At 64.6% G+C, this 19,800-nt stretch carries 11 protein-coding genes; 8 read left to right on the top strand and 3 right to left on the bottom strand.

Annotation, left to right across the window (positions count from 1 at the left end):
* The first annotated feature begins 26 nt into the window (after window positions 1–26).
* The 3 genes from CDV44_RS16295 to CDV44_RS16305 are packed head-to-tail and all read left to right on the top strand — an operon-like array spanning window position 27 to window position 8,028.
* Window positions 27–3,242, top strand: coding sequence for an efflux RND transporter permease subunit (locus CDV44_RS16295; protein WP_087688967.1), 3,216 nt, complete (start codon window positions 27–29; stop codon window positions 3,240–3,242).
* Entirely contained in the window at window positions 3,239–6,526 is a 3,288-nt protein-coding gene (locus CDV44_RS16300; RefSeq protein WP_087688968.1) for an efflux RND transporter permease subunit, read from the top strand. The genes CDV44_RS16295 and CDV44_RS16300 overlap by 4 nt, the downstream gene beginning before the upstream one ends.
* Window positions 6,523–8,028: an efflux transporter outer membrane subunit gene (locus tag CDV44_RS16305; RefSeq protein ID WP_371328777.1), complete on the top strand. Its 1,506-nt coding sequence runs from the start codon at window positions 6,523–6,525 to the stop codon at window positions 8,026–8,028. Before CDV44_RS16300 ends, CDV44_RS16305 begins: the two co-directional genes overlap by 4 nt.
* Window position 8,029: 1 nt before the next feature.
* On the opposite strand, the gene CDV44_RS16310 is transcribed toward CDV44_RS16305, so the two are convergent.
* The gene (locus tag CDV44_RS16310) at window positions 8,030–8,893 is read right to left on the bottom strand and encodes a LysR substrate-binding domain-containing protein (RefSeq protein WP_087688969.1); all 864 of its coding nucleotides are present in this window, start codon (window positions 8,891–8,893) and stop codon (window positions 8,030–8,032) included.
* 197 nt (window positions 8,894–9,090) lie between these two features.
* Here CDV44_RS16310 and CDV44_RS16315 point away from each other — a divergent pair, with 197 nt between their 5' ends.
* The 3 genes from CDV44_RS16315 to CDV44_RS16325 all read left to right on the top strand — a co-directional run bounded on the left by CDV44_RS16315 (window position 9,091) and on the right by CDV44_RS16325 (window position 13,335).
* Window positions 9,091–9,870, top strand: a complete 780-nt coding sequence (locus tag CDV44_RS16315; RefSeq protein ID WP_087688970.1) for a class I SAM-dependent methyltransferase — start codon at window positions 9,091–9,093, stop codon at window positions 9,868–9,870.
* A gap of 184 nt (window positions 9,871–10,054) precedes the next feature.
* Entirely contained in the window at window positions 10,055–11,128 is a 1,074-nt protein-coding gene (locus tag CDV44_RS16320; protein WP_087688971.1) for a DUF4105 domain-containing protein, read from the top strand.
* Window positions 11,125–13,335 carry a triacylglycerol lipase gene (locus CDV44_RS16325; RefSeq protein ID WP_249277590.1) on the top strand — a complete coding sequence of 737 codons (2,211 nt, stop codon included), beginning with the start codon at window positions 11,125–11,127 and terminating at the stop codon, window positions 13,333–13,335. Before CDV44_RS16320 ends, CDV44_RS16325 begins: the two co-directional genes overlap by 4 nt.
* A 28-nt stretch (window positions 13,336–13,363) precedes the next feature.
* Here CDV44_RS16325 and CDV44_RS16330 read toward each other — a convergent pair whose 3' ends face one another.
* Both CDV44_RS16330 and CDV44_RS16335 read right to left on the bottom strand, forming a co-directional pair.
* Window positions 13,364–13,954: a molybdopterin-dependent oxidoreductase gene (locus CDV44_RS16330; protein ID WP_087688972.1), complete on the bottom strand. Its 591-nt coding sequence runs from the start codon at window positions 13,952–13,954 to the stop codon at window positions 13,364–13,366.
* Between the two features lie 120 nt (window positions 13,955–14,074).
* Entirely contained in the window at window positions 14,075–15,982 is a 1,908-nt protein-coding gene (locus CDV44_RS16335) for a sulfatase-like hydrolase/transferase (protein WP_087688973.1), read from the bottom strand.
* A 232-nt stretch (window positions 15,983–16,214) separates the two neighbouring features.
* Between CDV44_RS16335 and CDV44_RS16340 the strand changes: the two genes are divergently transcribed.
* Together CDV44_RS16340 and metE are read left to right on the top strand one after the other, a co-directional pair.
* Window positions 16,215–17,297, top strand: coding sequence for a LysR family transcriptional regulator (locus CDV44_RS16340; RefSeq protein WP_087688974.1), 1,083 nt, complete (start codon window positions 16,215–16,217; stop codon window positions 17,295–17,297).
* Between the two features lie 137 nt (window positions 17,298–17,434).
* Complete coding sequence (gene metE, locus CDV44_RS16345) at window positions 17,435–19,723, top strand: 5-methyltetrahydropteroyltriglutamate--homocysteine S-methyltransferase (RefSeq protein WP_087688975.1); 2,289 nt, start codon at window positions 17,435–17,437, stop codon at window positions 19,721–19,723.
* The last annotated feature ends 77 nt before the right edge of the window (window positions 19,724–19,800 follow it).

Raw genomic sequence — 19,800 nt, forward strand, 5'->3', positions numbered from 1 at the left:
AGACCCCGCACCCCCGGCGCCCGCTCATGAATTTCTCTCGCATCTTCATCCTGCGCCCGGTCGCGACCTGGCTGCTGATGATCGCGCTCGTACTCGTCGGCCTGGTGGCCGTGCGCGTACTACCGGTCTCATCGCTGCCCAGCGTCGATTACCCGACCATTCAGGTGCAGACGTTCTACCCGGGGGCCAGCCCTTCGGTGATGGCCACCACCGTGACCGCGCCGCTCGAAGTGCAGCTCGGCCAGATTCCCGGCTTGCAGCAAATGATTTCGTACAGCGCCGAAGGCTCGTCGGTCATCACGCTGCAATTCGATCTCGCGCTCAATCTCGACGTCGCGCAGCAAAACGTCCAACAGGCCATCAACGCCGCGACCAGCCTGCTGCCGAGCGGCCTGCCCGCGCCGCCGACGTACGCCAAGGTGAACCCCGCCGACCAGCCGATCATGACGCTAGCGGTCACCTCGAAGACGCTCTCGCTCACGCAGTTGCAGGACGCCGCCAACAACCGCCTCGCTGCAAAGATCTCGCAGGTGGCCGGTGTCGGTGTGGTGACGCTCGCAGGCGGCAACGTACCGGCCGTACGCGTCGAAGCCGATCCGCAGAAGCTCGCCGCTTACGGTCTCAATCTCGACGACCTGCGCACGCTGCTCGCCAACGTCAACGTCAGCCAGCCGAAGGGCAACTTCGACGGCCCCGAGCTCGACTACACGCTCGACGCCAACGATCAGATCTCCGATCCGCAGGACTATCTCGACACGGTCATCGCCTATCAGAACGGCTCGCCCGTGTATCTGCGCGACGTCGCCCACGTGTCGAAAGCCGCACAGGATGTGGAGCGCGGCGCTTGGTTCAACAAAACCCCGGCCATCGTGCTCAACGTGCAACGCCAGCCCGGTGCCAACGTGATTGCCACGGTCGACCAGATCAAGCGCGCACTGCCGCAGCTCGAAGCCACGCTGCCCGCCGGCATGGAAGTGAGCGTGGTGTCCGACAGCACGGGCGTGATCCGCTCGTCGGTGAGCGACGCCGCGTTCGAGCTCGTGCTCGCCGTGGTGCTCGTGGTGGCCGTGATCTTCGTGTTCCTGCGCAACGTGCCGGCGACCATCATTCCGAGCATTTCAGTGCCGGTCTCGCTGATCGCCACGCTCGCGGTGATGTACGAACTCGGCTACTCGATCGACAACCTCTCGCTCATGGCGCTGATCATCGCCACCGGCTTCGTGGTGGACGACTCGATCGTCATGATCGAAAACGTGGTGCGCTATCTGGAACAGGGCATGCCACCGCTGGAAGCGGCACTGGCAGGTGCCGGGCAGATCGGCTTCACGATCATGTCGCTGACGATCTCGCTGATCGCCGTGCTGATTCCGCTGCTCTTCATGGGCGGCGTGATCGGGCGGCTGTTCGGCGAGTTCGCCGTCACGCTTGCGGTCACGATCGTGATATCGGCCATCGTGTCGCTCACGGTGGTGCCGATGCTGTGCGCGCGGATTCTGCGGGCGCAGGAAGACCGCCATCCGAGCCGCTTCGAGCGGGTAAGCGAGCGGTTGTTCGACAAGACGCTCGCCGCCTATGAGCGCGGCCTGCGCTGGGTGCTCGATCACCAGTTGCTCACGTTGATCGTGGCGCTCATCACGGTGGCGCTGACCGTCGTGCTCTACGTCGTGATCCCGAAGGGGCTCTTCCCGGTGCAGGACGTGGGCGTGCTGCAAGGCATTACCGTGGCCGACAACTCGGTCTCGTACTCGGCCATGGTGAAGCGCCAGACGGCACTCGCCGAGGCCGTCCTGAAAGACCCCGATGTGACCTCGATCACCTCGTACGTCGGCATCGACGGCATCAACACCACGCTCAACAACGGCCGGTTCCTCATCAACCTGAAGGCGCGTGACGACCGGTCGGAGACGGCGGCCGAGATCGGACGCCGGATACAAACGGCGACCGCCGGGGTGCCGGGCATCAAGCTGTATGTGCAGCCCGCACAGGATCTGACGCTGGACACCACGGTATCGCCGAACCAGTACAAGTTCGTACTGCGCGGCCCCGATCAGGCGACGCTCGCCAAATACGTGCCGCCGTTGATCGCCCGCATGAAGAAGATTTCGTCGATCACCGACGTGGCGAGCGATCTGGACACCAGCGGCCTGTCGATTCAGGTGGAAGTGAACCGGCAACTGGCGGCGCGCTACGGCATCACGCCCGCGACCATCGATAACGCGCTGTACGACGCCCTCGGCCAGCGCATCGTGTCGACGATCTTCCAGCAGTCGGCCCAGTACCGGGTGATTCTGGTGGCCAAGCCCGAAAGCCTGAACACGATCAACTCGCTGGGCGCGATCTATCTGCCGAGCCAGACGAGCTCAAGCGGTCAGGTGCCGCTCTCGGCCATCGCCACGCTGAAGATCATCAGCACGCCGCTCGCGATCAGCCATTTGCAACAGTTCCCGGCGGTGACGGTGTCGTTCAATCTGGCAAGCGACGCGTCGCTCTCCAGCGCCGTGAAGGAAATTCGCGCCGCCCAGCAGGCTGTGAACTTGCCGCCCTCGATCGCTTCGTCGTTCCAAGGCGCCGCGCAGGCGTTCGAAGATTCGCTCTCCAGCGAGGTCTATCTGCTGATTGCGGCGCTCGTCGCGGTGTATATCGTGTTGGGCGTGCTGTATGAGAGCTTCATCCACCCGGTGACGATTCTCTCGACACTGCCGTCGGCAGGCATCGGGGCATTGCTGGCGTTGATGATCACCGGCAGCGACCTCGACGTGATCGGCATCATCGGGATCGTGCTGCTCATCGGTATCGTCAAGAAGAACGCCATCATGATGGTCGACTTCGCGCTCGACGCCGAGCGCAACCATCACAAGCCGCCGCGCGAGGCCATCTTCGAAGCGTCGCTGCTGCGCTTCCGGCCGATTCTGATGACGACGCTCGCGGCCATGCTCGGCGCGTTGCCGATGTTGCTCGGCACGGGCACCGGCTCGGAACTGCGCCGCCCGCTCGGGCTGGCGATCATCGGCGGGCTGATGCTCAGCCAGTTGCTCACGCTCTTCACCACGCCGGTCATCTACCTGTACTTCGACCGCATGGCCGAGCGGGTGCGCGAGCGCCGGGCGGCGCGACGTGCCGCACGCGGTGGCACCCCGCCGCCAGGCCCTGACCAGACGAGCGGCCCGAACGGCCCAAGCAGCCCAAGCGGACCGACCGCACCGAAGGCACCGGACGAACCGCCCACAGGAGATGCGCCGTGAACATGTCGGCGCTCTTCATCAAGCGCCCGGTCGCCACCACGTTGCTGGCGATCGCGGTGCTGCTCTCCGGCGTCCTCGCGTATCTGCGGCTGCCGGTGGCGCCACTGCCTAACGTGTCGTTCCCTGTCATTGCCGTGCAGGCGAGCATGGCCGGGGCCAGCCCGGAGATCATGGCCTCGACCGTGGCCGAACCGCTGGAGCGCCGGCTGGGTGTGATCGCCGACGTGACCGAACTGACGTCCACCAGCACCGTCGGCTCGGTGTCGATCCCGGTGGTATTCGGCCTGAACCGTGATATCGAAGGTGCGGCACGCGATGTCGAAGCCGCCATTCAGGCGGCCCGGGCCGACTTGCCGACCACTCTGCGCAGCAACCCGAGCTACCGCAAGTTCAACCCGGCCGATTCGCCGGTGATGGTGATTGCGCTCACCTCGGCCACGCTGACCACGGCGCAGCTCTACGACTCGGCGGACTCGGTCATCCTGCAACAACTCTCGCAGGTCGATGGCGTCGGCCAGATCACCGTCGGCGGCGGTGCGTTGCCGTCGGTGCGCGTGGAACTGGAGCCGGGCAAGCTCAACAGTTACGGCATCGGGCTGGAAGACGTGCGCGCGGCGATCTCGGCGGCCAACGCCAACAGCGCCAAGGGGCATCTGGATCAGGGCGACCAGCGTTTCGAAGTCACCTCCAACGACCAGATCAGCAAGGCGGCCGGTTACCGCGACCTCGTGGTGGCCTACCGCAACGGCGCACCGGTGATGCTGCACGACGTGGCACTCGTGCGCGACAGCAACGAGAACATCCGCAACGCGGGGCTGTTCAACAACAAGCCGTCGGTGCTGGTGATCGTCTACCCGTCGCCGGGCAGTAACGTGGTCAAGACCGTCTCGCAGATCCGCAGTATTCTGCCGCTGGTCGAAGCCACGCTGCCCAGCGATATCAAGCTGAACGTGGCGCTCGACCGCTCGGTCTCGGTCGAAGCGTCGCTCGGGGACACCGAGCGCACGCTGATGCTGGCCGTGCTGCTGGTGATCGGCGTAGTGTTCGTGTTCCTGCGCTCGCCGCGCTCGACGCTGATTCCTGCGGTGGTCCTGCCGCTGTCGATCATCGGCACGTTCGGGCCGATGTATCTGCTCGGCTACAGCCTCGACAACCTTTCGCTCATGGCGCTGACCATCGGCACCGGCTTCGTGGTGGACGACGCGGTAGTCGTGATGGAAAACATCGTGCGCCATCTGGAATTGGGCGTGCCGCCCAAGGAGGCGGCGCTGCAAGGCTCGGCGGAAGTCGGCTTTACGGTGCTCTCGATGAGCCTGTCGCTGATCGCCGTGTTCCTGCCCATTCTGTTGATGCCGGGCATCGTCGGCCTGCTGTTCCACGAATTCGCCGTCACGCTCTCGATCGCCATTCTGCTGTCGCTGGTGATCTCGCTGACGGTCACGCCGACCTTGTGCGCCTACGTGCTGACACGCGAATCGGCCACCTCGGAAGCCCGCTGGTCGGTCTGGGTCGGCCGCCAGTTCGACCGGTTCCGCGATGCCTACTCCCGTTCGCTCACGGCGGTGCTCGATCACGCCGGGCTGGTCGGGCTGGTCATGCTGGCGCTGCTGGTCGGCAACGTGTTTCTCTTCCGCCTGCTGCCGGCCACGTTCTTCCCCGAACAGGACACGGGCATTCTGATCGGCCAGATCATGGCCGATCAGAGCATCTCGTTCCCGGCGATGCGCAAGAAGCTCGAACAGTTGCAGACCATCGTCCAGACCGACCCGGCCGTCGCATCGGTCGCGGGCTTCACCGGCGGGCGCTCGCTCAACTCGGCGACGGTCTTCGTGCAGTTGAAGCCGCTGGCAGAGCGGCACCTCTCGGCGGACGCCGTCGTCAACCGGCTGCGGCCCAAGCTCAACGCGGTGTCGGGTGCGCGGCTGTTCCTTCAGGCACAGCAGGATCTGCGCATCGGGGGGCGTTCGTCGGCAGCCGAATACCAGTACACACTGACCAGCGACGATGCCGACGCCCTCTACAAATGGGTGCCCAAACTCGTCACCGAACTCAACAAGCATCGGGCCACGATGCTCGACGTGAATACCGATCTGCAACAGAACGGTTTGCAGATGTATGTGGATATCCATCGTGCGACGGCGGCACGCTTCAATCTGCAACCGAACCAGATCGATAACGTGCTCTACGACGCCTTCGGGCAGCGCACCGTCTCTACCATCTACAACCCGATCAATCAGTATTTCGTGGTGATGGAAGTCGCGCCGCAGTACTGGCAATACCCGAATTCGCTCGACCAGATCTATCTGAGTACGGCGGCGGGTAACGCCAACGGTTCGGCGCAGACGCAGATGTCGAGCAAGACGGTCAGTGGCGTCACGGCCAAAACCGCAGCATCGAGCACCAACCCGCTCAATGCGAATGCGGTGGCCAATCAGCAGAACAACGCCATCGCGAACAGCCGGGGCGGCAGCTCCAGCGGCAGTGCGGACAGTACGGCCTCGGAGACGATGGTGCCGCTCTCGGCGCTCGCCAGCTTCTACCCGCGCCATACCGCCACGCAGGTCAACCATCAGGGCGGCATGGTGGCGGCAACGGTCTCGTTCAACCTGCCGGCGGGCGGCTCGCTGAGTCAGGCGCAGGTCGCCATCGACGATGCCGCGCGGGCCATCGGCATGCCGGCGTCGATTCACGGTGCGTTTGCGGGCGCGGCGCAGGCGTTCTCGCAATCGATGGGCACCGTGCCGCTGCTGATTCTCGCGGCGCTTGGCGTGGTGTACATCGTGCTGGGGGTGCTGTACGAAAACACGATTCACCCGCTCACCATTCTCTCGACGCTGCCGTCGGCGGGAATCGGCGCAACCCTCGCGTTGCTGATCTTCGGCACCCCGTTCTCGGTGATCGCGATGATCGGCATGATTCTGCTGATCGGGATCGTCAAGAAGAACGGGATCATGATGGTGGACGTCGCGATCCAGTTGCAGCGCAATCAGGGGCTGGACGCCAAGCGCGCCATTCACGAAGCGGCCGTCGTGCGGCTGCGTCCGATCATGATGACGACTGCCGCTGCCGTGCTGGGCGCCGTGCCGCTGGCCATCGCGCTGGGGCAAGGCGCGTCGCTGCGTCAGCCGCTGGGCGTGACGGTCATGGGCGGGCTGCTGCTCAGCCAGATCTTCACGCTGTACACGACTCCCGTCATTTATCTGTATCTCGACCGGCTGCGCGAACGTGTCGCACGCTGGTCGAAACACCTGCCTTGGAACCGTCGCCAAGGCACGGAGGCATGACCATGAAACCGATGACACTCCCCTCGCAAGCCTCGCCGCCCGCGCACCGGTGGCCGCGGCTGACCTTCGCCTGTCTCGCCAGTCTGATGCTGCTGAGTGCCTGCGCCGTTGGCCCGGATTATCAACGTCCGGCGGTCGCGATGCCGACACAATTCACCGAACTGGAGGGCTGGACACAGGCCCGGCCCGATGCGGAAGGCCCGAAAGGCGAATGGTGGAAAGGCTTCCACGATCCGCTGCTCGACGAGTTGATGCCGCAGGTGGAGATTTCGAATCAGACCGTGCGGCAGAGCTACGCCAACTATCAGCAGGCACTGGCAGAAGTGCGTGTGGCGCGCGCGGGGCTGTTCCCGACGGTGGGCATCGACGGCTCGGCCACGCGCTCGCGCGGCAGCAGTGGCGGCGCCAGCACCAGTGCCGCGCTGGCGTCGCACGCGGGCGCGAATATCGTCAATGCGGCCGCCGCCGAAGGCACGGTGAGTTGGGCGCCTGACATCTGGGGACAGGTGCGTCGCACCATCGAGCAAAGCAGCACGACAGCGCAGGCTAGTGCGGCAACGTTAGCCAACGCGACGCTGTCCGCACAGATTTCGCTGGCGAACGCCGTGATCGACTTGCGCATCACCGATGCCAATATCGCCCTGCTCAAGCAGACCGTCGACGCGTACACCGATTACCTGCGCGTGGTGGCCGATCAGGATCGCGCGGGCACTGTGCCGCCGTCGGACGTGATCACGGCCCGCACGCAGCTCGAGAATGCGCGGTCGAGTCTGATTGCCTTGGGGGTATCGCGGGCGCAGTACGCGCATGCGATTGCGGTACTGGTCGGGCGCAATCCGGAGTCGCTGACGATTGCGCCGAACAACGCATTGCCGACACTCCCCGACGTGCCGATCGGTTTGCCATCCACGCTGCTGCAACGCCGTCCGGATGTCGCGGTGGCCGAACGTCAGATGGCATCGCAGAACGCCGCGATTGGCATTGCGGTCGCCGCGTACTACCCGAATATCACGCTGTCGCTGTCTGACGGCTTCTCGGCGGCACCGGTCGCCGGGTTGTTCAAAATTGCGAACTACGTCTGGTCGCTGGGGGCGAGTGCCAGCGAAACGATTTTCGACGCCGGGCAGCGCAGCGCCAAGGTGGATGCGGCAAAGGCTGGCTACGACGCGGCAGTGGCCAACTATCGCGGCACGGTACTTACGGCGTTGCAAGGCGTGGAGAATGATCTGGCGTCGCTGCGTATTCTTGAGCGGCAGTCGCAGGTACTGGACTCTGCCGTGAAGGATGCGACCGACGGTGCACGCATCGCGCTCAATGAATATCAGGCGGGCACGGTCGACTACACGACCGTCGTCACGGCAACGACCACGCAGCTCAATACGCAGCAGAATGCCCTGAACGTGCATGAGTCGCGCCTGCTGGCCGCGACCGCGTTGATCGGCGATCTCGGCGGCGGCTGGTCGGATACCTCGCTTTCGGAGAATGATCCGGTGAAGAAGTGAATTACGCCGCCTCTCGCGCCAGCCGCTCGCGCAGCCAGCGCAAGAAGTTGTCGAAATCGGGCGGCGGTGCGCCTTCCCCCGGCAGCGCCATCAGGCCGAACGGTAGTTCCATGAAGCCCCAAGGCGCCACCAACTGCCCTTCACTGAGCTCCTTTCGCACCAAGCGCCGCTCGACGAGTGCGACACCCAGCCCGGACAATGCCGCCTCGATGCACAGGTGCGTGTGCGGAAATGCAATCTCCCCGCCCGCCCCGATCTTGTCCGCCGACTGCCCATCCCAGTAGGTCCACGCGCTCGACGTGAAGTCGTGCGTGATGCGCGTGCCCGTGGCCGCCCGGCGTCGGTAGCCGGGCACGCATACCGGCCCGAAGGCCACCGGCGCCAAGCGAATCGCACGCTGGCGATCGGCTTCCGGGTACGAGGTCAGATCCCACGCAATCACCAGATCCGCGCCTTCGCTGCGAATCTCCCGGGCCGATGTCATCGACAGCCGAATCCCCACATCCGGGTACTGCCGATAGAAGTCAGCCAGATTCGGCACCAGCCACCGCATCGCAAACGTCGCACTGCAAGCCACGTGCAGCCCCGAGCGCTTTGCCTGCGTGCGAATGCGCGTGTAGCCCTGTTCCAGTTGCTCGAACACCGACGTGACGAGTGCAAACAGGCCCTGTCCGTGGGCATTGAGCTTCAACCCTGTCCCGTCCTTGTCGAACAGCGGTGCGTCCACGTGCGACTGAAGCAACTTCAACTGACGGCTGACCGCGCCGTGCGTGCGAAACAGCTCCTCGGCGGCCTTCGTCACCGATTGGTGCCGGGCCGTCGCTTCGAATGCGCGCAGCAGCGATAGCGGCGGCAAGTCTCGCATTTCGCCCTCTTTCGTTAAATAAACTATCGAATCTGACGAAAAAACTCGATTTTCGGCGCGTGCCGAAAACCCTATCCTTTCATCGCATACACGGTTGAATATCGTCACATTACGGCAAAACCGGGTCGTTACGATGACGGCATGGACCGATAGCGATTCTCACACAACGTCAGAAAACGTCAAAAAGGGCCGTTTCAATGGATAAGCGATTTAACGATGGGAGTGCCGGCGACGCGAACTACGGCACGATCGGCATCGGCTATACCCGGTACCGTCAGCCCGAACCCCATATCGAAGGGTTTATCCGGCAAGCCTTGGGCGATGCGCATTCGGTGCTCAACGTCGGTGCAGGCGCAGGCTCCTACGAGCCCGTCGACCGCAGCGTCGTCGCGGTAGAGCCGTCGGCGTCCATGCGGGCCCAGCGGCCGTCGCACCTGCCCGTCGCCATTGATGGCGTGGCGCAGAATCTGCCCTTTGCCGATGCCTCGTTCGACGCCAGCATGGCGACGTTTTCGGTTCACCAGTGGCCCGATCTCGCCGCCGGACTGCGCGAAATGCGGCGCGTGACGCGCGGCCCGGTCCTGATCCTGACCTGCGCCCCTGCCCGCCTGCATATGTCATGGCTGGCCGATTACGCGCCGGAGATGATTGCTGTCGAAGCGCGCCGATACCCGTCGATATCCGCGATCGAAGAAGGGCTGGGCGCAAGCGTAGACGTGCAGCCGGTGGAGATTCCGCTGGCCTGCACCGACGGTTTCAGCGAAGCGTATTACGGCCGCCCGGAGCGGCTGCTCGAACCGGGCGCACGCCGCGCCAATTCCGCATGGAGCTTTGTCGAACCTCACGTGGAAGACAACTTTGTCGAGCGCCTGCGCCGCGATCTCGACAACGGGACGTGGGACGAGAAATACGGCGCGCTGCGCACGCAACCGTTTTTCGACGGGTCGCTGCGGCTGATCGTCGGACATCCGGTCTGAAGCCCATGCACAGGCGGTCCCGCATCGCTGGGCCGCCGCGCCGATTGTTTTCAATCTGGCCGTGATTCCATAGGACTGCGCTTGTCTGCTGGTATTCTTCGGGGCGAACTCAAGAAATGGGTCGTACACCGCGCCGGCTGGGCCGCGTGGCCGGCAGGACAGTCAGGTTTCAGATCAGCAAAACATGGTGCAACTGCAATCTCACGCCGGCGACGCGCTCGCCGGCCATCACATCGCGTGGTACGTCTACGTGCTGCGCACCTTCCTCGCCCTCATCGTGCTGGGCGCGTGCGCCTGGGGCGCAATGGCGCTCGCCTACCAGTGCCCGGGCCCCGCGCTCGTGCGCTACGCCCTCATCGCCTTGTGGGTTGCGCTCGGCGTCCTCGCCATCGTGGCGCTGCTGCGCGTGCGGGCCGGTGCGCCGCTGCGAGGCTGGCCGCTCGCGTTCCTGATCGTGGCGATTCTGGTGATCGCCTGGTGGCAGACGCTGCGGCCATCCAATGACCGTGACTGGGCGCCCGATGTCGCGCAACTGCTCGACCCGCACTGGAACGGCTCGCAGGTCACGCTGCGCAATGTGCGCAACTTCGAATGGCGCACCGAGACCGACTTCACCCCGCGCTGGGAAACCCGCCGCTACGATCTGGACAAGCTCGTGAGTGCCGATCTCGCGCTGTCCTACTGGATGGGACCGGCCATCGCCCACACGCTGGTGTCGTTCGGTTTCTCTGACGGGCAACGCGTGGTGTTCTCGATCGAGATTCGCAAGAAGCGCGGTCAGGCCTTCTCGGCTGTCGGCGGCTTCTTCAAGGACTTCGAAGCCACGCTGGTCGCCGCCGACGAGCGCGATATCCTGCGCGTGCGCAGCAATGTGCGCGGCGAAGACGTGCATCTCTACCGCCTGAATATTCCCGCCGCCGAGTTGCGCAAGGTCTTCATCGGCTATCTGGAACGCGCCCGCGACCTGCAACGCACGCCCGAGTGGTACAACACGCTCACCAGCAACTGCACCACCATCGTGTTCGAACTGGCCCGCATCATTGCCCCCGGCCTGCCGCTGGATTACCGCCTGCTGCTGTCCGGCTATTTCGCGCAATACGCCTACGATCAGGGCGGCCTCACGCCCGGCTTTACCTACGAGCAATTGCAGACGCGCGGCGATTTCGTCAAACGCGCGCTGGCGGCCGGCGATTCCCCCGACTTCTCGACGCTGATTCGCCAAGGTGTCCCCGGCGACGACCCGAAGGTGACGCCGTGATCGTCGTGATGCGTGCCCCGGCGACGCCGGCCCCGGACGCCCCCACGCGCGCCGTCTGGCGGCGTCTCTTGCCGTATGCGGCGCTCATGGCGAGCGCGGTATGGCTCAGCGGCTGCGCCATGGTGGAAGTGCGCTCGCTCGGCCCGGATCAGTACATTGCGATGAAACGCGGTGACATCCTGTCCACGGGCAAGCTCAGCGCGGCCACCGACGAGACGATTCGCGTGGCGGGTCTGGACGAGACGATCTGCGCCAAGCCGTCGCTCGACTGCATCGACGCGCTCGGCCGTGCGAAGGAAATCGACATCGACCGGCGGCTGGCCGCCATGGCCGAAATGTCGATGCAGTTGGCGATCGCGCAAACGCCGACCGGCGATACACTCTGGAACGACTCGCAGTTCGATCTCTGGCTGCGCTCGGCGCGTTACGCCTACGCCTACCTGTTCTACGGTGACCGCCCCTCTAGCGAGCGCGCTTTCGAAGACCGCCAGACGCAGGTTCGCGACTATTACAACTACGCGGTGCAGATGTTCTCGGTGGCGCTGTTCCGCCGCGTACAGCGCACTGGCAGCGACAAGATCGCCGGCTGGACGCTGCCAGTTGACGCCAGCAGCGTGCGTTTTGCCAACAACCGCACCCAGCCACGCGAAGTGCTGCCCGCATCGACACTGCGCTTTGCAGGCCTGCGCAGCCCGTATCGCCGCGACGGTTTCGGCGCAGAACTGGTGGCCGTGCTCGATGAAAAATCGGCCGCCGAGGCGGTGGTCGCCACGGGCCGCACCCCGGCACCGCGTGGCGACGCCTCGACCGGCCCTGACAACGACAACGTTTATTCACAGAACGCGAATGACCGCCAAGGGGGCAGCAGTCGTGCCCGCACCAGTCAGGAAAGCCTCGCGTCGCGCGATTTTCACCGGGCGACCGACCCGAACGCCGGCCCCGAGTTCAGCGAAATGTCGTCGCCGTCGCTCACGCTGCTGTTGCGCTTCAACGGCAACACGCTCGACGAGATTCTGACCACCCAGGTCGCCACGCTCGTCGTGTACGACCCCTACCGTCAGACGTCGATCGAGTTGCATGGGCAGACCGTGCCGCTGGCAGGCAACTTCACGGCGGGCTACGGCCTGTGGCTCGCCCGCTCGGGCTTTGCCGAGCAATCGCTGCGCACCCTCTTCGGGCGCGACCGAGGCATCGTGCGGCCGCACATCTACCTGATGCAGCCGTTCGACCCCAGCCGCCGGGTGATCCTGATGCTGCACGGCCTCGCCAGCAGCCCGGAGGCATGGGTGAATCTGGCCAATGAAATTCAGGGCGACGCCGCACTGCGCGAGCATTTCCAGATCTGGCAGGTGTACTACCCAACCAACGCGCCGCTGCTCGTGAACGCCATGGCGATTCGCAACGCCTTCGACGCAACGCTCAAGCACTTTGACCCGGACGGCCAATCGGCCGCGTCGCACGACGCCGTGGTCATCGGCCACAGCATGGGCGGTGTGATCGCACGGCTGATGGTGTCGAGTGCCGACGACCAGCTCTGGAATGCGTTTCAGGCGGATTACCACCTCGATGGCGATCAACTGACGCGCGCCCGCGACCGGCTCGACCCGCTCTTCCACTTCGCGCCGATGCCGCAGTTCGAGCGGGCGATCTTCATCGCGGCCCCGCATCGCGGCACCCCGTTCGCGCGCAACCGGCTGGGCCGCTGGATCTCCAACCTCATCAAGCTGCCCGTCACGCTGCTCTCGGGCATCGACGACGTGCTGCACTACGCGACCGGCTCGGAAGACAACCCCTCGGAAGGCAAGACGCGCTACGTGCCCAACAGCATCGACCAACTGCGCGACAACGATCCTTATGTGGTGGCGGCGGCCGGACTCGGCATCTCGCCCAAGGTGCAATATCACTCGATCATTGCGCGCCGCAATGCCGCGGGCCCGCTTCAGGAATCGAGCGACGGCGTGGTGCCGTATGCGAGTGCTCATCTGGAAGGCGCGCAATCCGAGCGCGTGATTGTCTCGGGCCATAGCGTGCAGGAGACGCCGCAGGCGATTCTCGAAATTCGCCGCATCCTGCATGAGGATGTCGACGAACTCGATCCGGTGAAGTCGCTCAAGGGCGTGCGGGCGTTCCAGAGCATCGACCCGCCGCCGCGCGTCACGCCGACGAAGGTCACGAAGCCCAACGTCACGACGGTCCCGGCGAAGTAACGCCCGGGGCATTGCCACATCGTGACGCTCAGGAAACCGCGTTCACCTGAATGTGATACACGCCCCACGGACACAGCGTGAACTGCTCCTTGAGCGGTTTGCCTACGAGGGCCGGGATGGCGGCCGGATCGTAGACGGCCCAGAGCGGCCCGAGGCCGCCCAGCGCGAGCGGCTTGTCGTCGATATGGGTGGCCAGCAGGAATTGATAGTCGTGTAACTGACCCAGCGTCGTCGCCACCACGTAGCCGTCGATCGCACGCAACAGCACCTGCGTGGCCGGGTTGGATGGCATGCCCGTCTGCGCAAGCACCTCGGCGAGACGCGGGCCGCGCAGTGTGTGCGGCTTCGCGTCGTATTCCAGCGTCGGGCGAATCGTTTGCGCCGGCAGACGCGCCAGCGCGCCGAAATCGAACGCATAGGCCGCGTCGAACTGCACCAACTGTTTGTGGAAAAGCTGATCGAGCGCCGAATCGACCGGGCCACGGTTGTGACGATGGATGGCACCGCTGACCGTGACGAGCGGTGTAGTCGCCAAGGCCACGGGGGCCTGCGGCTTTGCCAGCACGGGTGCCGAGACGCCGAGCGCCACGGCGCTGGCCAGAAATTCACGTTTCTTCATGCGAGGTCGTGACGAGAGGTGAAAGGTGCGAAGCAACGAGCGGCGGCGCACGCGGCAACGATCTCCGCCCACCCCGCCGCAAAGTCGCCCGAGCTTATCACGCAGACGTCACGGCATCGCTCACCGCGAAGATGAGGCAGCCGCCTTCTGGAACGTGAACTGCACGCGTCCGTCGCGAATCGGCAGGATGTCGGGCCGGTCTTCACCGACTTCGGCATCGAGCCGCTCATTGAGGCGCGCGTTCATCGCCATCAACAGTTCGCCATTACCTCGCGCATCGAGTGCCAGATTGCGCGACTCCGTCGGGTCGGAATGCAAATCGTAGAGCTCGACGTCGTTGTTCGCGAACAGGGACTCCAGCGACGTGGGCCGGTTGAATTGCGTCGGCGAGAAATAGCGTGAGAACCGGTAGCGCCCGTCGAACACACTCCGGATCATGCCGCGATGGCGAAAGTCCGGCTGTCGCGCCATCACCCGCCGATGGATCTCCTCGATCGGCACGCCCTTCTCGCGCAACGTGGCGTATTCCTGCGCAAGCCATTCGCTGTCGTAGAACAGCAGCATCGCGTAGTTGAACAAGGCCGCCGGGCGCACCGCGTCGACGCCTTGCCGTGCCGGCGCGCGCAGCAGCGGCGTCAGGTTGTGCCCATGCGCGCCGTCGCCCGCAATGCGCGCAATCCCCGCCGCGTCCAGCCCGGTGAGCCCCAGCAGCGTCGGCGTGATATCGACGTGCGAACTCAGCGCCGCGCATTGCTTGCCACCCGGATACGCCGGATGCCGGATCACCAGCGGCACGTTGTTCTGTTCGCGATACGTGGTCGGCCCCTTGCCTACGAGCTTATGGGCGCCCACGTGGTCGCCATGATCTGCACTCATCACGACGATGGTGTTCTTGTCGATGCCCAGCTCGCGCAGGGTATCGAGCAGCGTCACCACATGCGTATCGCAATCGCGAATGCAGTTGAAGTAATAGTCCTGATAGACGCGCAGCCGGGCGTCGTCGATCGGGTAGTCGCCCACGAGCACGCCTTCCGCTGCGTTGTACACCCCATGCGCCGCCGGCCGTCCCGGCGCGTCGTAGGCCTGCTTGCGTGTGGCGGCCAGCGGCACGTTCCAATGCGCGTCGTACAGGGCGTCGCGCGGCGGACGGGCATTGCCGAGCGTCGGGCGGTTGGCGTTCTGCTGATCGACGCCGGCCGGATCGGTGTTCAGGAACATCGCGTCGTGCGGGTTGACCAGATTCACCGCCATGAACCACGGCTTGTTCTCGCTGCCCAGTTGCGCGCCCCGGCCACGCAGCCACGACACCGCCGACGAGGTGGTGAGACCGTCGTAGGTATAGCCACCGCGCACCCGGCCGATCAGATCGCCCACGCCGAAGTAATCGTCGAAACCGTACGACTTGATCAGTTCGTTGTATTCCTGCGTCGGCGTGTCGTACGGCGTGTGGTTGTGATGCAGCTTGCCGCTCAGATGCCACTTGCCGAGATACGCGGCGTAGTAGCCTGCGTCTCGCATCATGTCGCCGATGGTGCGAATGTTGGGCGACATATCGGGCTGCCACGGAATGCCGCAGTTATCGAACACGCGCGTGTGCTGGATGTGCTGGCCGGTGTAGACCGTCGAGCGCGACGGTGAACACACGCACGATGCAATCTGGTGATTGACGAAGGTCACGCCCTCGCGGCGCAGGCGCTCACGCCCCGGTACCGGGAACGGCCACTGGTCGAAATGCCGCTCCTGATCCGTGAGGATGAACAGGATGTTGTAACCCTTGGGCGGCACAGGCGGTGCCTCGGCAGGCATGACGTAACCGTCATCCGGCGATGCCGCTGCGCGCGGTGCGGCGGCGGACGCGGCCACGGCCGACGAGGCCAATCCGGCGGACGCCACGGCCGCACCGGCCTGCTTCAGAAAGTGGCGGCGCGACGGTTGTGTGGCGGCGGCCAAAGCCCCCGCATCGGATGCCTCGCTGGGGTAAACCGGGTCGACGGGCGCAGTCGTCGGTGGCTGTTCGCGCTCGGGCATGTCTCTCGCTCCTGTGGGGGCGTCGGCGTCGCTTTCGTGATTTGCGCCGATTGCCGGGATTGATGTTTCTCACCCCGATGCATTGGCGTTTTGTCACGCATCGGGCGGTAACGGAATCCCATTATTTGGCAAGATTCAGCACCCATCGATGAAAAGTGACGCTATATTCATTACCTGAATGACATCAATGATGCGGTAACGCGTCTACGCAGAGCCGCCTACGCCGACCACCATGAGCCCTCGTTCCACGCCGCCCGCGCCGCATGTTCCCCATTTGCCGCAGGCGGACAAAACGCACCTGTCCCCGCCGCAAGATCGTTCGTCCAGTGACAATGCTCACGTCGACGATCCGGTCCGGCTCGCGCGCCAGATACCCGCCGTGCTTCGCAAGCTGCGCATTCGCGATCTGGAAACGCTGCGCTGGCTTGGCCGCACGCGCAGCTTCGCGCGCACGGCCGAGGCCGCCGCGATCACACAGCCCGCATTGTCGAAGTGGTTGCGAGAGATAGAGCAAGCGTTAGGGGTGTCACTGTTCGAGCGCACGACGCGCCGCGTGAGTCCTACGCCCTACGGTGACGCACTGCTGGAGCGCGCCGAGCGCATGCTGACCGATCTGGCCGGGGTCACCCCAGCGCTGCAAGCTCTGCGTGACGGACTCGGACTGCCTGTGAACGTCGGCATTCTGCCGGGCATGGCGAGCGTGCTGATGCCGCAGGCGCTCGCCCGGCTCGAGCAAACCGGCCCCGCGCTGCGCGTCAACCTGTTTGAAGAAACGCTGGATCGCTTGCTGCCACGTGCCCATTGGCACGAAATCGATCTGTTGGTCTGCCGGCTCGACGCCGACGCCATGAACGCCGGGTTTGGCGTGGTCCCCTTGTATGACGATGACGTGCGGGTATTCGGGGCGCATAACCACCCCCTGACGCGGCATGCAGCACCGACATGGGCCGACGCCGCACGCTACCCGTGGATCGTGCCGCCGCCCGGCACGCCGATGCGTCGCGCCATCGACACCGAGTTCGCGCATCAGGGGCTGCCCGCTCCGCGCGTCATCATGGAATCGACCACGCTCATGACCAATGCGAGCACCGCGCAAGCGATGCCATGCCTATTTCTAGCGTCGACGCTCGGCGTCGCCCGTTCACCGCTGGGCGGCAGTCTGCACGACTTCGGCCTGCGTTTCGCTCACGTGGCGCCCACTGTCGGTGTGCTGCACGGTCAAGCCCCGAATGCCGCAGCACTGGCGCTCATCGACGTCTTGCGGGATGTCTCGCGCACGCTGACGCCGCCGTCATACGGTCGATCCGAGCGCTAACGCGAACCTCTCTCGCACGTCGAATCATGAATGAAATTAATGTGCCCATAAAATATGACAATTTTCATTCATTGATTGAATTCTCTATGATCGTCGTCACTGCTTCACTCATCTGGCGGCGAGGTCACTAGAGAACCATGGCAAAGACACACAATCTGGGATTTCCGCGCATCGGCGCGAAGCGCGAACTGAAGTTCGGTCTGGAAGCGTATTGGAAAGGCCATTCGTCGCGTGATGAACTGAAGTCGCTGGGCACCTCGCTGCGCCAGCGTCACTGGCAAGATCAGGCGAGTCTTGATCTGGCCCCGGTCGGCGACTTCGCCTTCTACGATCAAGTGCTCGACATGAGCTTCACGTTGGGCAACTTGCCCGAACGCGTGCAGAACTTCCATGGCGACGCGCTGGACAACTACTTCCGCGTCGCGCGCGGGCGCTCGGCCCAGAGCGCCGACGAGCACGCCGCCTGCTGCGGTGGCGTCGCCGCCGGTGAAATGACGAAGTGGTTCGATACGAACTACCACTACATCGTCCCCGAATTCTCGGCTGCCACGCAGTTCTCGCTCGACGCCTCGCGTCTGATCGAGCAACTCGCCGAAGCCACCGCAGCGGGCGTGAAGGCCAAGCCGGTCATCATCGGCCCGGTCACGTACCTTTGGCTCGGCAAGGCCAAGGACGACAGCGACAAGCTCGCCCTGTTGCCGCGTCTGTTGCCGGTCTACGTGAAACTGCTTGAAACCCTCGCCGCACAAGGTGTGGCGTGGGTGCAGATCGACGAGCCGATTCTCGTGACCGAATTGGGCGCCGAATGGCAAAAGGCGTTCGAGACCGCCTACGCCGCCCTCGCCGGCACGCAGGTCAAACTTCTGCTCGCGACGTACTTCGGTGAATTGCTCGAAAACCTGCCGCTGGCCTGCCGCCTGCCGGTCGACGGCCTGCACCTCGACGCCGTCAACGCCAAGGGTGAAGTCGCCAAGGCCCTCGCCGCGCTGCCCGCCGACAAGGTGGTCTCGCTGGGCGTGATCAACGGCCGCAACATCTGGAAGTCGGATCTGGCTGCCATTCTCGAATGGCTGGAGCCTATCGCCCGGCAACTCGGCGATCGCCTGTGGATTGCGCCGTCGTGCTCGCTGCTGCACGTACCCGTCGATCTGGCGAGCGAACAGAAGCTGGACGGTGAAATCCGCTCGTGGCTTGCCTTTGCCAAGCAGAAGCTGGCAGAACTCAGCGTGCTGTCGCGTGCCATCAACGAAGGCCGTGACGCCGTGGCCGCCGAGCTGAACGCGAATGCAGGCGCCATCGCCAGCCGCCGCGCGTCGCCGCGCGTGCACAACCCGGCCGTCAAGGCGGCCGTCGCCAAGATCGAAGCCTCGCTGGGCCGCCGTCAGCGTCCGTATATCGAGCGAGCCTCGAAGCAGGCCGCCAAGCTGAAACTGCCGCTGTTCCCGACCACCACCATCGGTTCGTTCCCGCAAACGGCCGAGATCCGCACCGCCCGCAGTCGGTTCAAGGCCGGCGAGCTGGATCAGGCAGGCTACGTCGCCGCCATGCGCGCCGAGATCGAGCGCAGCGTGCGCGAGCAGGAAGCGCTGGGGCTGGACGTGCTGGTGCACGGCGAAGCCGAGCGCAACGACATGGTCGAGTACTTCGGCGAGCAGTTGGAAGGCTACGCGTTCAGCCAGTTCGGCTGGGTCCAGTCGTACGGTTCGCGCTGCGTGAAACCGCCCATCATGTTCGGCGACATCCACCGGCCGAAGGCGATGACCGTCGAGTGGATCCAGTATGCGCAGTCGCTGACCGACAAGCCGATGAAGGGCATGCTGACCGGCCCCGTCACCATCCTGAACTGGTCGTTCGTGCGTGACGATCAACCGCGCTCGGTCTCGTGCTTCCAGTTGGCGCTGGCGATTCGGGAAGAGGTGCTGGATCTCGAGAAAGCCGGTGTGCGTGTGATCCAGATCGACGAGGCCGCCCTGCGCGAGGGCCTGCCGCTGCGCCGTGCGCAATGGCAAACGTATCTGGACTGGGCGGTCGAATCGTTTCGCATTACGGCGAACGGCGTGCAGGACGACACGCAGATCCATACGCACATGTGCTATTCGGAGTTCAACGACATCATTGCGGCGATCGCCGACATGGATGCCGACGTGATCACCATCGAGACGTCGCGCTCAGATATGGAACTGCTCGACGCGTTCGACTCGTTCCAGTACCCGAACGAGATCGGCCCGGGTGTGTATGACATTCACTCGCCGAACATCCCGACGCAAGAGCACATCGTGATGCTGATGCAAAAGGCGGCCGAGCGCATTCCGGCACAACGTCTGTGGGTCAACCCGGACTGCGGCCTGAAGACGCGTCAGTGGGCCGAAGTCATCCCGGCACTGCAAAACATGGTGGCGGCTGCGCAGACGCTGCGTTCGCTGTAGGCGCCCGATTCCGCGCCGGTGGCTGACAGCGATTCTTCAACTGAATCGAGGTTGCATGTTGACGATCCGCTAACGCC

It is taken from the genome of Pandoraea sp. PE-S2R-1 (assembly GCF_002179865.1).
Lineage (GTDB): Bacteria > Pseudomonadota > Gammaproteobacteria > Burkholderiales > Burkholderiaceae > Pandoraea.

Bases quoted from the DNA above. Each gene is read 5' to 3' on its own strand.
- CDV44_RS16305 (WP_371328777.1), top strand. From the start codon at position 6,523: ATGACCATGAAACCGATGACACTCCCCTCGCAAGCCTCGCCGCCCGCG.
- CDV44_RS16335 (WP_087688973.1), bottom strand. From the start codon at position 15,982: ATGCCCGAGCGCGAACAGCCACCGACGACTGCGCCCGTCGACCCGGTT.
- metE (WP_087688975.1), top strand. From the start codon at position 17,435: ATGGCAAAGACACACAATCTGGGATTTCCGCGCATCGGCGCGAAGCGC.
- CDV44_RS16320 (WP_087688971.1), top strand. From the start codon at position 10,055: ATGGTGCAACTGCAATCTCACGCCGGCGACGCGCTCGCCGGCCATCAC.
- CDV44_RS16310 (WP_087688969.1), bottom strand. From the start codon at position 8,893: ATGCGAGACTTGCCGCCGCTATCGCTGCTGCGCGCATTCGAAGCGACG.
- CDV44_RS16330 (WP_087688972.1), bottom strand. From the start codon at position 13,954: ATGAAGAAACGTGAATTTCTGGCCAGCGCCGTGGCGCTCGGCGTCTCG.
- CDV44_RS16295 (WP_087688967.1), top strand. From the start codon at position 27: ATGAATTTCTCTCGCATCTTCATCCTGCGCCCGGTCGCGACCTGGCTG.
- CDV44_RS16340 (WP_087688974.1), top strand. From the start codon at position 16,215: ATGAGCCCTCGTTCCACGCCGCCCGCGCCGCATGTTCCCCATTTGCCG.
- CDV44_RS16315 (WP_087688970.1), top strand. From the start codon at position 9,091: ATGGATAAGCGATTTAACGATGGGAGTGCCGGCGACGCGAACTACGGC.